General features: G+C 71.7%; 14 protein-coding genes and 1 riboswitch. All 14 genes read right to left on the reverse strand.

Annotated elements, in window-relative coordinates:
• Position 1: 1 nt before the first annotated feature.
• Complete coding sequence (locus SACE_RS27900; RefSeq protein WP_009943174.1) at positions 2–307, reverse strand: hypothetical protein; 306 nt, start codon at positions 305–307, stop codon at positions 2–4.
• 65 nt (positions 308–372) lie between these two features.
• Positions 373–1,260 (reverse strand): RluA family pseudouridine synthase, encoded by an 888-nt coding sequence (locus tag SACE_RS27905; protein ID WP_044548029.1) that lies wholly within the window; start codon positions 1,258–1,260, stop codon positions 373–375.
• 41 nt (positions 1,261–1,301) lie between these two features.
• The gene (gene lspA, locus SACE_RS27910; protein ID WP_009943172.1) at positions 1,302–2,036 is read right to left on the reverse strand and encodes a signal peptidase II; all 735 of its coding nucleotides are present in this window, start codon (positions 2,034–2,036) and stop codon (positions 1,302–1,304) included.
• A 38-nt stretch (positions 2,037–2,074) separates the two neighbouring features.
• Positions 2,075–3,427 (reverse strand): aminotransferase class V-fold PLP-dependent enzyme, encoded by a 1,353-nt coding sequence (locus SACE_RS27915; RefSeq protein ID WP_011874848.1) that lies wholly within the window; start codon positions 3,425–3,427, stop codon positions 2,075–2,077.
• Between the two features lie 47 nt (positions 3,428–3,474).
• A riboswitch (SAM riboswitch) is annotated at positions 3,475–3,590 on the reverse strand.
• A gap of 89 nt (positions 3,591–3,679) precedes the next feature.
• Complete coding sequence (locus SACE_RS27920; RefSeq protein WP_009943170.1) at positions 3,680–4,069, reverse strand: type II toxin-antitoxin system VapC family toxin; 390 nt, start codon at positions 4,067–4,069, stop codon at positions 3,680–3,682.
• Between the two features lie 20 nt (positions 4,070–4,089).
• A complete protein-coding gene (locus SACE_RS27925) occupies positions 4,090–4,320 on the reverse strand; it encodes a FitA-like ribbon-helix-helix domain-containing protein (RefSeq protein ID WP_009943169.1) in 231 nt (76 codons plus the stop codon).
• Positions 4,321–4,405: 85 nt separating this feature from the next.
• Entirely contained in the window at positions 4,406–7,558 is a 3,153-nt protein-coding gene (gene ileS, locus SACE_RS27930) for an isoleucine--tRNA ligase (RefSeq protein WP_009943168.1), read from the reverse strand.
• 434 nt (positions 7,559–7,992) lie between these two features.
• A complete protein-coding gene (locus SACE_RS27935) occupies positions 7,993–8,472 on the reverse strand; it encodes a hypothetical protein (protein WP_009943167.1) in 480 nt (159 codons plus the stop codon).
• Positions 8,473–8,559: 87 nt separating this feature from the next.
• Positions 8,560–9,384 (reverse strand): DivIVA-like cell division protein Wag31, encoded by an 825-nt coding sequence (gene wag31 / locus SACE_RS27940; protein ID WP_009943166.1) that lies wholly within the window; start codon positions 9,382–9,384, stop codon positions 8,560–8,562.
• Positions 9,385–9,431: 47 nt separating this feature from the next.
• Positions 9,432–9,716, reverse strand: coding sequence for a YggT family protein (locus tag SACE_RS27945; RefSeq protein WP_009943164.1), 285 nt, complete (start codon positions 9,714–9,716; stop codon positions 9,432–9,434).
• Between the two features lie 19 nt (positions 9,717–9,735).
• Positions 9,736–10,374: a cell division protein SepF gene (locus tag SACE_RS27950; RefSeq protein ID WP_011874852.1), complete on the reverse strand. Its 639-nt coding sequence runs from the start codon at positions 10,372–10,374 to the stop codon at positions 9,736–9,738.
• Positions 10,375–10,444: 70 nt separating this feature from the next.
• The gene (locus tag SACE_RS27955) at positions 10,445–11,188 is read right to left on the reverse strand and encodes a YggS family pyridoxal phosphate-dependent enzyme (RefSeq protein WP_009943162.1); all 744 of its coding nucleotides are present in this window, start codon (positions 11,186–11,188) and stop codon (positions 10,445–10,447) included.
• Positions 11,185–11,904, reverse strand: a complete 720-nt coding sequence (pgeF, locus tag SACE_RS27960) for a peptidoglycan editing factor PgeF (RefSeq protein WP_029621408.1) — start codon at positions 11,902–11,904, stop codon at positions 11,185–11,187. The genes SACE_RS27955 and pgeF overlap by 4 nt, the downstream gene beginning before the upstream one ends.
• Positions 11,905–12,045: 141 nt before the next feature.
• Complete coding sequence (ftsZ, locus tag SACE_RS27965) at positions 12,046–13,521, reverse strand: cell division protein FtsZ (RefSeq protein WP_009943160.1); 1,476 nt, start codon at positions 13,519–13,521, stop codon at positions 12,046–12,048.
• Positions 13,522–13,798: the final 277 nt, after the last annotated feature.

Genomic DNA, 13,798 nt, shown 5'->3' on the forward strand with positions numbered 1-13,798 from the left:
GTCAGTCCTGGCCCCGGCGGCGGAACCAGCCGCCGCCGGGTCGCTGCGGGCGGTTGCGGCTGCGGTACTCCAGCTTCGGCCAGTCGCCCGCGTCGTCGTTGCGCTCGACGTGCTCCGGTGCACCGAACACGGCCGGGCCCGCGCGGCCGTAGTCGTCGGCGGTGATCACACCGGAGAGGTCGATGCCCGAGGGCGGGGTGCTGGCGTCGTCGTCGACGCGCCCCGCCCCCGCGCCCAACGGCAGGCCCACTGGCGGCGTCGGCGCGTCGGCCTCCGCGTCGTACCTGCGATCACCTGAGCTGGCCACCGCGATCTCCTGTCATCGGGCGTTGCAGAGTTTCCCCCAAAGCTACGGCATTTCCGGCGCGCGGGTCAGCCGTCGGCGTCGCGCAGCACGTCGACGGCGTGCGCGAGGTCCGCGGGGTAGTCGCTGTCGAAGCTCACCCACCGCCCGTCGGACGGGTGCTCGAACCCCAGGCTTCTGGCGTGCAGCCACTGCCTGCTGAGCCCGACCCGCCGGGCCAGCACCGGGTCCGCGCCGTAGGTCAGGTCTCCGACGCAGGGGTGGCGGACCGCGGCGAAGTGCACCCGGATCTGGTGGGTGCGGCCGGTCTCCAGCTTGACGTCCACCAGTGAGGCCGCCCGGAACGCCTCGACGGTCTCGTAGTGGGTGATGCTCGGCTTGCCACCCGCGACGACGGCGAACTTGTAGTCGTGGCGCGGATGCCGGTCGATCGGCGCGTCGATCGTGCCGCGGCTGGGGTCGGGGTGGCCCTGCACCAGCGCGTGGTAGCGCTTGTCGACGGTGCGCTCCTTGAACGCGCGTTTGAGCGTCGAGTAGGCGTGCTCGCTCTTGGCCACCACCATCACGCCGGTCGTGCCCGCGTCGAGCCGGTGCACCACGCCCTGGCGCTCGGAGGCGCCGGAGGTCGCGATCCGCACGCCGGCCGCGGCCAGGCCGCCGACCACCGTGGGCCCCTCCCAGCCGGGACTGGGGTGCACGGCCACGCCGATGGGCTTGTCGACCACGACGATGTCGTCGTCCTGGTGCAGGATCCGCAGGCCCTCGACCGGCACCGCGACGACCTCCAGCGGCTGCTCCGCCGGGGGCAGCGTCACCTCAAGCCACGCACCGGCCACCAGCCGGTCGGACTTGCCCGCGGGCGTGCCGTCGAGCACCACGTCACCGGATTCGGCCAGGCCCGCCACGATGGTGCGCGAGAGCCCGAGCAGCTTGGACAGCCCGGCGTCCACGCGCATGCCGTCGAGCCCGTCGGGGACCGGCAGCGTCCGCAGGCCGCTCACGACCCCGCCTGCTTCCGCTTGCCCCGGTGCACGGTGCCGTCGTAGTCGCGGCCCAGCAGCGACAGCAGCACGACCAGGGCGCCGCCGCAGACGATCGCCGAGTCGGCGAGGTTGAACACCGGGTAGTACTGCCCGCCCGGGGCGAAGACCGAGATGAAGTCCACGACGTGGCCCTGCATCGGGCCGGGGGCCCGGAAGAACCGGTCGACGAGGTTGCCGCAGGCGCCGCCCAGCACCAGGCCGAGGCCGATCGCCCAGCCGGTCGAGCGCAGCTTGCGGGCCAGCCAGACGATCACGCCGACGACCACGATGGCCAGCAGCGCGAGCAGCCACGTCATGCCGGTGGCCAGCGAGAACGCCGCGCCCGGGTTGCGGAAGACGTCCAGGTAGACCACGCCGCCCAGGATCGGCACCGGCGGGCCGCCCTCCAGATTGGCCACGACCGCGACCTTGGTGGCGATGTCGAGCCCCAGCGCGACGGCGGCGATGGCGAACACCAGCGCCAGCAGGCGCCTGGGGTTCGGACCGGCCGGAGTCTCCTCGGTCGCACCGGCCTCGGCACTGGTGCCGGCGTCGCGTTCGGCCCCGGCTTCGGTGCCTGCCGAGGCCGGGACGGCCTCGGTCTCGGCCGCGACGCCGCGCTCGGCACCGGTGCGGGTGTCGGCGTCGCGCGCGCCCTGCGCCGTCGCGGGCCGCTCGGGTTCGGACTGGTCGCTGCTCACGTCGGCCATTGTCCCCGAACCGCTCGGTGCGGTGTCGGCGGCACTGCTTAGCCGTCGAGGAAGGCGGGAGCCTCGCGCGGGTCGTCGACCGGGACCCAGCGGCCGTCGACCTGTTCGTAGCGCCACCGGGGTCCCTCGGCGACCAGCCGGTGCAGAGCGGCGACGAGGCGGTCGACGTGCTCGGTCATGGTGCCCAGCCCTACGCTCACGCGCAGCGCCCGCTGCGAGTCCGCGCCCGACTCGGCCAGCAGCCGCTGCATTGCCAGGTGGGCGCAGAACAGGCCGTCCCGCACGCCGATGCCGTGCTCGGCCGACAGCGCCGCCGCCAGCAGGCCGGGATCGCGGCCGTCGACGGTGAAGCTGACCACGCCGACCCGGTCGTGGCCGGTACCGAACAGGCTCAGCTCCCGCAGACCGGGGACCTCGCCCAGCCCGGCGCGCAGCCGCCGCAGCAGCAGCGCCTCGTGCTCGATGACCGGTCGCCAGCCGTCCGCGGCCAGGGTCTGGCAGGCGGCGGCCAGGGCGTGCACGCCGACGGTGTTCGGCGACCCGGCCTCGTGGCGCTCCGGGCCGAGGTTCCAGCCGACCGAGGAGTCGCGCACCGCGCGGGTCGCTCCGCCACCGGCCAGGTACGGATCGGCGGCGTTGAGCCAGTCGGCGCGGCCGACCAGCGCTCCCGCGCCGAAGGGGGCGTAGAGCTTGTGGCCGGAGATCGCGACGTAGTCGATGTCGAGCTCGCCGATCCGCACCGGCCGGTGCGGCGCGAGCTGGGCGGCGTCGAGGACGGTGCGGGCGCCCCGCCGCCGGGCGACGCGCGCGAGCTCGGCGACCGGCCACACCTCGCCGGTGACGTTCGAGGCGCCGGTGAGCACCGCCAGGCGCGGCCCTTCCGGGCAGGCCGCCAACGCGGCGTCGAGCGCTTCGACGGCATCCTCGGGTGTCGCCGGAGCGGGCAGGCGCCGGACGCGGGGACCGCTGCCCCAAGGCAGCAGTGCGGCGTGGTGCTCGGTGTCGAAGACGACCACGGAGGTCGCCCGCGGCAGGGCCTTCGCCAGCAGGTTGAGCGCGTCGGTGGTGTTGCGGGTGAAGACCACAGCGTCGGTGTCGCGGGCGCCGGTGAAGGCCCGCAGCTTCGCCCGCGCCCCCTCGTACACCCGCGTGCACACCTGCGAGGCGAACCCGGCGCCGCGGTGCACGCTGGCGTACCAGGGCAGCAGCTCGTCGACGGCGTCCCGCACGCTGCGCAGGCAGGGAGCGCTGGCGGCGTGGTCCAGGTTGGCGTAGCCGATCCGCCCACCGGTCACCAGCGGCACCCGCAACGCCTCGCCCACGACGGCCGGAACGCGTGCGGCGGTGTCCACAACGGACTGCTCGGGAATCTGGAACGGTCTGGTGGCCACGGACACGATGCCCTCCTCGGGTCTGGTCGGACCCGAGTGGATCGGTGGGCCCGCGCTTGCCGGGTCGCCCTGCGCGACCGGCCAGGTCCTCACCCGGGGCACCCCACCGCGGTTGGAGGGTTGCCGGCCAGCAAGCCGGGGCTTGACGCTGGCGCTCATGACCTTCGGGGCAACAACTTAGGAGGCGGCCGCACCGCGCCACAACCGCCGTCCCAGGAAATGGGAGCGGTCTCGGTCACAGGGTCCGGACTGTCAGGGGACGATGACGTCCAGGTCGAGTTGGGCCACCCCTCGGGCCAGCTTCTCATCACTGGTTATCAACGTGGCGTCGAGAGACTCGGCCAGTGACACGTAGTAGGCATCCCCGACCGAACAAACAGACCGCAGACCCCAAACACGCGGAGCGAACGGACGCGCGTCGTGAACCTCGAACGGCAGCAACAAGAACTCGCCGAAGACGGTCTCGGCTTCGGCTGACGTCAGCGATCCGGAACGCTCCCGCTTCCGCAGCACGTTGATGACTTCCCTGTCGATGGTGTCCGGTACGTGCGACTGCGCGAACGGGCTGCTGATCAACTCACCTATCCGGTGGGCCCGCCGCAGTTGCAGGAGCAGATCGAGCACGGCCGACGCGTCGACCACGAGCGGACGCCCTCGTCCGGTCACTCGGCGTCCCTGAGCTCTCGCACGTCGGCGGCAGTGCTGTCGAGGTCGGTGAGCTGACCGCGCTGCTCAAGCCGCCTGACCATCTCGGCCATCGGCGGCCTGGACGCGGCCTGCGTCAGCAATCCCCTGAGGAACTCGGAGTAGCTCTGTCCCGCCTCCACCGCACGGATCTTCAACGTGCGGTAAACATCCTCCGGCACGTCGCGGATCTGAACCAGTACGCCCATACAGAAAGTATGGGCTCATTCGCAGTGCCACCGCAACACTCGTCCGGGTGGGCTCCGCCGCCGGAGCCCACCCGGAAACAGCAGGTCAGGACTTCGCGACCGCGACCGCGATCTCGGTGCCCTCGCCGACGGTGCCCGCGAAACCGCCTTCGGCACCGCCCGCCTCCAGGGCCTCGGCCAGGGTCTCGCCCGCGATGAACTCGCGGTGCGCCTCGACGGCCTCCAGCACCTCGGCCGGCGCCGACACCACGACCCGGACCCGGTCGGAGACCTCGAAGTCCGCCTCGCGCCGCGCCTGCTGGACGACCCGGACCACGTCGCGGGCCAGGCCCTCCAGCGCCAGCTCCGGCGTCACCTCGTTGTCGAGCACGACCAGGCCGCTTCCGCCGGGCAGCGCCGCCGCGGCCCCGGTGTCGGTGGACACCAGGCGCTCGGTGAACTCGCCCTCCCGCAGCTCGATCCCGGCCGCGACCACGTTTCCGGCCGGCGTGCGGGTCCAGTCACCGGACTTGACCGCCTTGATCACCGTCTGCACGTCCTTGCCCAGCCGCGGACCGGCCGCCCGCGCGTTCACCGCGACCTCGAACCGGCCGTGCGCGGCGACGTCGGTGGTCAGCTCGACGGACTTGACGTTCACCTCGTCGCGGACGAGGTCGGTGAACTGCCGCAACGACTCCGCCTCCGGCGTGGCGACCACCAGCCTGGACAGCGGCAGCCGGACCCGCAGCTTGTTGGACTTGCGCAGCGCCAGCGCCGAGGAGCAGACCTGGCGCACCCGGTCCATCGCCGAGACCAGCGCGGCGTCTGCGGGCAGCTCGTCGACCAGCGGCCAGTCCGCCAGGTGCACCGAGCGACCGCCGGTGAGCCCCCGCCACACCGACTCCGCGGTGAGCGGCAGCAGCGGCGCGACGACCCGGCAGGTCACCTCCAGCACGGTGTGCAGGGTGTCGATCGCGTCGCGGTCACCGGCCCAGAACCGGTCGCGCGAGCGCCGCACGTACCAGTTCGTCAGCACCTCCAGGAAGTCCCGCACCGTCGCGCAGGCACCCGCGAGGTCGAAAGTGTCCATCGCGTCCTGCACGTCGCCGACCAGCTCGTGGGTCTTGGCCAGCACGTAGCGGTCGAGCACGTGCTTGCTGTCCACTCTGGACCGGCCCTCGACGCCCTCGGCGTTGGCGTACAGCGCCAGGAAGTACCAGGAGTTCCACAGCGGCAGCACGGCCTGGCGCACCGCGTCGCGGATGCCCCGCTCGGTGACGACCAGGTCGCCGCCGCGCAGGATCGGGCTCGACATCAGGAACCAGCGCATCGCGTCGGAACCGTCGCGGTCGAAGACCTCGTTGACGTCGGGGTAGTTCTTCTTCGACTTCGACATCTTCAGGCCGTCGTGGCCCAGCACGATGCCGTGCGCCACGACGTTGGAGAACGCCGGGCGGTCGAACAGCGCGGTGGCCAGCACGTGCAGCGTGTAGAACCAGCCGCGGGTCTGGCCGTTGTACTCGACGATGAAGTCGCCCGGGTAGTGGTGCTCGAACCACTCGGCGTTCTCGAACGGGTAGTGCACCTGGGCGTAGGGCATCGACCCGGACTCGAACCAGCAGTCCAGCACCTCCGGCACGCGCCGCATGGTCGACTTCCCGCTCGGGTCGTCCGGGTTGGGCCTGGTCAGCTCGTCGATCTGCGGGCGGTGCAGGTCGGTGGGCCGCACGCCGAAGTCGCGCTCCAGCTCGTCCAGCGAGCCGTAGACGTCGGTGCGCGGGTAGGCCGGGTCGTCGGAGACCCACACCGGGATGGGCGAGCCCCAGTACCGGTTGCGGGAGATGTTCCAGTCGCGGGCGTTCTCCAGCCACTTGCCGAACTGGCCGTCGCGGATGTGCTCGGGCGACCAGTTGATCCGCTGGTTCAGCTCGACCATGCGGTCCTTGAACTGGCTGACCGCCACGAACCACGACGACACCGGGCGCTGGATCAGCGGGTTGTCGCAGCGCCAGCAGTGCGGGTACGGGTGGTCGTAGGTCTCGTGGCGCAGCAGCAGACCCGCGTCCTTGAGGTCGCGGATGATCTGCTTGTTGGCGTCGAAGATGTGCTGGCCCGCGTACGGCGGGGCCTCGGCGGTGAACTTGCCGTGCGCGTCCACGGGGACCGCCAGCTCCACGTCGGCGGCGTCGGTGACGGTCTTGTCGTCCTCGCCGAACGGGGCGATGTGCACGATGCCGGTGCCGTCCTCGGTGGTGACGAAGTCACCGGGCAGCACCTGGTGGGCGTTGCGGTTGCCGGCGAAGAAGTCGAACGGCGGCGTGTAGCCGACGCCGAGCAGGTCCTCGCCCTTCATCCGCCCGACCACGTGGTCGGCGACGTCCTCCCCCAGCTCCCGCGCGTAGGCGCCCAGGCGCGCCTCGGCCAGCACGTAGCGCTCGGCGCTGTTGGCGGGCGCCACCACCACGTAGTCGACCTCGGGGTGCACGGCGGCGGCGAAGTTCGACGGCAGCGTCCACGGGGTCGTCGTCCAGACCAGGGCCAGCGCGCCGTCGAAGACCTCTCCGGGGGCGTTCAGCCGCAGCCCGACGGTGACCGCCGGGTCCTGGCGCTGGCGGTAGACGTCGTCCATGCGGGTCTCGGTGTTGGACAGCGGCGTCTCGCAGCGCCAGCAGTACCAGAGCACCCGGAAGCCCTCGTAGACCAGACCCTTGTCCCACAGGGTCTTGAACGCCCACATGACGCTTTCCATGTAGTCCAGGTCGAGCGTCTTGTAGTCGTTGTCGAAGTCGACCCACCTCGCCTGGCGGGTGACGTAGTCCTCCCACTCGGCGGTGTAGCGCAGGACCGAGGCGCGGCAGGCGTCGTTGAACTCCGCCACGCCCATGGCCTCGATCTCGGACTTGGACGTGATGCCGAGCTGCTTCTCGGCCTCGACCTCGGCGGGCAGGCCGTGGCAGTCCCAGCCGAACCGGCGCTCCACCCGGCGGCCGCGCATCGTCTGGTAGCGCGGCACGGCGTCCTTGACGTAGCCGGTGAGCAGGTGGCCGTAGTGCGGCAGGCCGTTGGCGAAGGGCGGGCCGTCGTAGAAGACGAACTCGTTCGCCCCGTTGGCGCCCGCTTCCCTGGCCTGCACGCTGGCCTGGAAGGTCTTGTCGTCGGCCCAGTAATCCAGGACCTGGCGCTCGATCCCGGGGAACGACGGCTGCGCGGCGACGCCCTGGGCGTCGGTGCCGTTGAACGAAACCTTGGGATAGGCCATCGCGGATGTGCTCCTCGCGGTGTGTCGGGTCCACCCGGGGACGACACAGGTGCCGCGGTACCACCCCGCTTGCCGCCTGCGCGGAGACGCCGACGACCTCTCGTTGGCCGGCTGTGACGGGCCGGACCCGTCCGGTTCTACTGAGGCCGCGCGGGCCCGTTCTTCCGGAGGCTCCCCGGTGATGGCCGGATCGACGCCGTGGTGTTCGAAGCTTGGACCTCCCGGGAACGACGTCCCAGGAAGTGAGGTGCTCAGGATAGCGCGCGGGCGCCACCCGTTATTCCGGGGCCGCACGTGCCGGCCGCCGACTTGCTCGACCGCTGCCGACAACCTGTTCGGCCGCGGCCGCCGACCTGTTCACACGCCGCCGCTGGCCTCGGGCTCCAGACGCCGAACCGCGACCGGCTCCGGCTCGCGCTCTGGCGCTCGCCCGGTCAGTCCGACGCGGTCGCGCGCTGCCGGTCCGCCAGCGTGGCGTCCGGCGAGCACTGCGCGCAGGGCCCGAACCCGAGCTCGCGCGCCTCCCGCACCGGCAGCGGCAACACTTCGCGGCCGCCGAGCCACCCGCAGGACCGGAGGTGGTACCGGGGCCGCTCGTCGATGACGACGACCTCGGTCTCCAGCTCCGACACCACGAGCAGGTCCGCCGCGTCGGTCTCCTCCTCCGCGGGCTCCACCTCCGCGTCGGAGGACTCCCGCACGGCCGGCGCGGGCTGCTCGCCCTCGGTCCCGGACCGCCGCACCGCCGACGAGCTCGCTTCCCGTCGGCGCCGCGCCCGGTCCACGACCAGCAGCACCACGCCCAGCACGCACAGCAGAACCGACGCCCAGGCCCACTCGGGGCGATCGACGACGACCGCGCCGACCAGCACCCCGCCGGCCGCCAGGACCAGCAGCAGCACGATCAACAGCACGTCACTTCACGCCCTTTGCACGGCCCGGCCGCAACGGCCTCCGGCGGCGATACCTCCCCAGGTCACCGCCGCCGACAGCCGTCGTCGTCAGCCCGCCTCGGCGGCACGCGCCCCGAAGCTGTAGCTCTGCTGGCCGGAGGAGCGGCTGCCGCTCTCGGCCGGCGCCGCCGAACCGCGGTCCTGCAGCTCGCGGAGCTGCGACTCCAGGTAGGTCTGCAGTCTGGTCCGGTACTCGCGCTCGAAGGTGCGAAGGGTGTCGATCTTCTTCTCGAGCGCGTTCTTCTCCTGCGTGATGTTGCCCATCACCTCGGCGTGCTTGCGCTGGGCGTCGCGCTCCAGCCCGGCGGCCTTCTCCCTGGCCTGCCGCTCCAGGGTCTCGGCCCTGGTCCGCGCGTCGTTGAGCATGGTCTCGGCGCGGGTGCGCGACTCGTTGACCATGCTGTCGCTCTTGGCGCGCGCGTCGGAGAGCAGCTGCTCGGACTTGGTCCGGGCCTCCGACAGCATGCCGTCGGCCTCGGCCTTGGCCTCCCCGGTCAGGCGGTCGGCCATCTCCTGCGCGAGGCCGAGCACCTTGGCGGCCTGCACGTGATGATCGCCACCCGGCGACGTCTGCTCAGCAGCGGTCGGCGCCGGGACCGGCGCCAGCCGACGGGGCTCCTCCACCGGTGCCGGTGCCGCGGAGACCTGCGCCGCCTGGCTGCGGGCGTCGTCCAGGTCGACCTGCGCGGTCTGCAGCTGCGACTCCAGCTGCTCGACCTGGCTGCGCAGGTCGTTGTTCTCCTCGACCAGGCGGGCAAGCTCGGCTTCAACCAGGTCGAGGAAAGCGTCAACCTCGTCCTCGTTGTAGCCCCGCTTGCCGATCGGAGGTTTGCTGAACGCGACGTTATGAACGTCGGCGGGGGTCAAGCCCACAAGATCACCTCACGCACTCCTCGGCTGCGGGTCGTCCGGGTTCCCCGTCACCCGGACTTCACCAGTTGCATCAGTATGAACACAACCAGCAGCAGCACCATAATCGATAGGTCCAGTCCGACGCCGCCGATCCGGACCGTCGGGATCACCCGACGCAGAAGTCGGATCGGCGGGTCGGTCACTGTGTAGATGCTCTCCAACGCGATTGCAACCCCCCCTGCGGGGCGCCAGTCGCGCGCGAACACCCGAACGAGCTCGATCACGATACGTGCCGTGAGCAGCAGCCAGAAGAAGAAGAGAACGTAATAAAGAACGATCAGCGCCGGTTCCACGCCTCAACTGTGCCACCACTCACCCGTAGTTGAAAAAGGCGCCCTCGGCGAGACGGCGCTTGTCCTCGGCCGCCACGTCCACGTTGGGCGGTGAGAGCAAGAACACTCGATTGGTGACCTTCTCGATCGAACCGCGGAGCGCGAACGCCAGCCCGGCGGCGAAGTCCACCAGCCGCTTGGCGTCCGCTTCGTCCATCTCCGTCAGGTTCATGATCACCGGAGTGCCGTCGCGGTACTGCTCACCGATGGTGCGGGCCTCGCTGTAACTGCGGGGATGCAGTGTTGTGATCTTGCTCAAGTTGAAATGACTGCCGGTATCGGTTACGGCACGCAGCCGGGAGACCTGCTCCCGGTGCGCGTCCGAGCCCAGGGGCGCTCGGACGGGCGTCTCCGGCGGGGCCCACTGCCTGCGCGAACGCGCAGGCTCGCGGAACTCCTCGCCGTAGTCGCCGCCGTCCTCCTCGGCCTCCGGCTGGAAGCCGCCCCGGACACCGCCGGCCACGCGCCGGCGGCCACCCACCCGGTCGGATGGTGCGTCGTAGGAGGTGTCGGGGTCCGCGTAGCGGTCGCGGTAGGCCACCTCGTCGTCGTAGACCTCGTCGATCTCGTCGGCGGGGACCATGCCGAAGTAAGCCTTCAGCTTGTGCAAAGCGCTCATCGGCATGCCCTTCCTCTGCGACTCCAAAGCAGCCGAGCGCGAGCGGCCGACCCTCGACCCCCCGATACGGCTACGGCGAGATTAACCGGCGACCTCCCAGCAGCGCAGTTCCGACACGCACGCGTGTCGAGCCGTGCGCCACCGCACTCTCGAGGTCGCCGCTCATTCCAGCCGACATTTCAACAGCTTCGGGGTAGTCCTCCTGCAGGCGCCGGGCAATCCCGGAAAGTGTAGCGAAAGCCACATCCGGGTCTCCGCCAAGGGGTGCCACCGCCATCACTCCCCGCAACCGAAGATCACTGTGGCGGGTGATCTCGGCGGCGAGTGCCGAAACGTCGCCGGGCGGACATCCTCCGCGCCCGGCGGCATCGTCGAGGCCGACCTGGATCAGCACGTCGAGCGGTTCGCTGCGCTCACCGGCGTCGAGCGCGTTGGCCGCCGCCCGCCGCAGCGCCTCCGCGAGCCGCACGCTGTCGACCGACTCCACGACGTCGGCCCAGCGAACCACCGAGCGGGCCTTGTTGCGCTGCAACTGCCCGATCATGTGCCAGCGCACCGCGGCTTCCGGGCGCAGCTCGGCGAACTCGGCGACCTTGCCGCGCGCCTCCTGCTCGCGGTTCTCGGCCAGCTCGGTCAGCCCCAGGTCGGCCAGCAGCGCCGCGTCGCCGGCCGGGAAGGTCTTGGTGACCGCCAGCAGCTCGACCTCCTCCGGCTGCCTGCCCGCGGCGCGGCATGCGGCGTCGACGCGCTCGCGCACCTCCCGCAGCGACTCGGCGATCTCGGCCTTGCGCTCCTGCCTGCTGTCCTCGCTCACCGCTGGTCCTCCGGCTCCGCCCACACGACCGCGGCGAAGCGGCCGGTCCGGCCGCCGTCGCGGCGGTGGCTGTAGAGCTCGCGGGACTCCATCGTGCAGCGCGGGTCGACGCCGATCCGGGCGATCCCGGCGGCCGCGAGCTGCTCCCAGAGCCCGGCCCGGATGTCGAGGCCGGTGGTGCCCTTGCTCGTCTTGCAGGCGCTGCCGGGCAGGTGCAGCTCCACGTCGGCCTGCATCTCCGGCGGCACCTCGTAGCACTCGCCGCAGGCCGCCGGACCGAGCAGCGCCTCGATGCGGTCGAGCCGGGCTCCGGCCTCCCGCATGGCCTTCAGCGCGGACACCACGACCCCGACGCGGGCACCGACCCGGCCGGCGTGCACGGCCGCCACCACGCCGCTCTCCGGGTCGCCGAGCAGCACCGGCACGCAGTCGGCGGTCAGCGCCACCAGCGCGAGCCCCGGCTCGGCGGTCACCAGCGCGTCGGTCGCCTCGACCGGCTCCGGGACCGGGCCGTCGACGACGGCGGCGTTGCGGCCGTGGATCTGCTCCATCCACACCAGCCGGTCCTCGGCGAGGCCGATGCCCTCGGCGAGCTTGCGCTGGTTGGCCGCCACCGCCGCCGGGTCGTCACCGACCCGGCCGCCGAGGTTGAACGAGTCGAACGGCGGCCGGGACGCACCGCCTTCCCGCGTGGTGATCACGCGACGAATCCGCACTGGCTCTCCATCCCTCCCACGGGCCGGCTCGCCCGCCCGAACGAAAACGACACCGGAGGCCGAAGCTCTCCGGTGTCGATTCTCGCTCATCGCGGCGACAGCACCGCATGCCCACGACGCGGACCGCGCGGGCCGGGCCGTTCAGCGGCGCATGAACGGCGGGATGTCGACGTCGTCGTCGTTGTCGTCGGTGACCGGCACCGCCCGGTTCGGCAGCGAGCCGCTCATGCCCGCGTGCGACGGGTAGCCGCTGCCGCCGGCGCGGGTCGGCACCGACACGCTCGGTCCTGCTCCGTCGCCACCGAAGACCGGGGAGCGCTGCGCGAAACCGCCGCGCTGGTCGGTGTTGTCGCGCTGCTCCTGCTGGGGCTGCGGACGCTCGGGCTCGTGGTGCTGCGCCGGTGCGGGCGCCTGCTGCTGCGGCGGCTGGGGCTGCGGCTCCGGCTGCGGTTCGGGCTGGGCCGGGGCCGGCGGAGGCGCGGGCTGCGGAGGCGCGGGCTGCTGCGCGGCGGGCTCGGGCGCCGGGGGCGTCGGGGCCTGCTGCTGCGGCTCGGGCTCGGGTTCCGGCTTGCTGCCGACGACCTGGCCCTCGGTGACGCGGCCCGCCTCACCGGAGGCGACCGCGTCGCGGGAGCCGACCTTGGTCGGTTCGAGCTTCTTGTGCGTCGGGGTGCCTGCGTCGAAGCCCGCGGCGATCACGGTCACGCGGACCTCGTCGCCAAGCGAGTCGTCGATCACCGTACCGAAGATGATGTTGGCCTCGGGGTGCGCGGACTCCTGCACCAGCGAGGCCGACTCGTTGATCTCGAACAGGCCGAGGTCCGAACCGCCCGCTATGGCCAGCAGCACGCCGTGCGCGCCCTCCATGGACGCCTCCAGCAGCGGCGAGTTGATCGCCTTCTGCGCGGCCTGCACGGCTCTGCCCTCCCCTCTCGCCGAGCCGATGCCCATCAGCGCGCTGCCCGCGCCGGACATGACGCTCTTGACGTCGGCGAAGTCGAGGTTGATCAGGCCGGGGGTGGTGATCAGGTCGGTGATGCCCTGGACACCGGAGAGCAGGACCTCGTCGGCGGAGCGGAAGGCGTCCATCAGGCTCACGCCGATGTCGCCGAGCTGCAGCAGCCGGTCGTTGGGGATGACGATCAGGGTGTCGCAGCAGTCGCGCAGCTCCTTGATGCCCTGCTCGGCCTGGTTGGCCCGCCGCTTGCCCTCGAAGGAGAACGGACGGGTGACCACGCCGATGGTCAGCGCGCCGAGCTTGCGCGCGACCGAGGCGATGACCGGTGCGCCACCGGTACCGGTGCCGCCGCCCTCGCCCGCGGTCACGAAGACCATGTCGGCGCCCTTGAGGACCTCCTCGATCTCCTCCTTGTGGTCCTCGGCGGCCTTGTGGCCGACCTCCGGCGCCGCGCCCGCTCCCAGCCCGCGGGTGAGCTCCCGGCCGATGTCGAGCTTGACGTCGGCGTCGGACATCAGCAGGGCCTGCGCGTCGGTGTTCACCGCGATGAACTCGACACCCTTGAGCCCGACCTCGATCATGCGGTTCACGGCGTTGACGCCGCCACCACCGATGCCGACGACCTTGATCACCGCGAGGTAGTTGTGCGGGGGCGTCATCGGATCCGCCTTCCTGATCGTGGCTCTGTGCTCTGGTGCTGATTCGACAGCCGGACTCTCGACGCCCGGGCGTTGTCAACCCCGTGCGGACGGTAGGCATCCCGATGCCTTTGAGTCCAGCAGCCACGCCGCGTGCCCTACCAGGTGTGTCGCGCCGCGCACAGAGCCGAGCTCGGTCCTCCCCTTGTCCGGTTCGCACGCCGCAGCGTGATCACCACCGACACCGTACCGCGCGGGTGACGGCCGGGGGCCAGGCACCGCGAGGTCGGCTTCGCGC

This window comes from Saccharopolyspora erythraea NRRL 2338 (assembly GCF_000062885.1).
In the GTDB taxonomy this organism is placed as follows: Bacteria; Actinomycetota; Actinomycetes; order Mycobacteriales; family Pseudonocardiaceae; genus Saccharopolyspora_D; species Saccharopolyspora_D erythraea.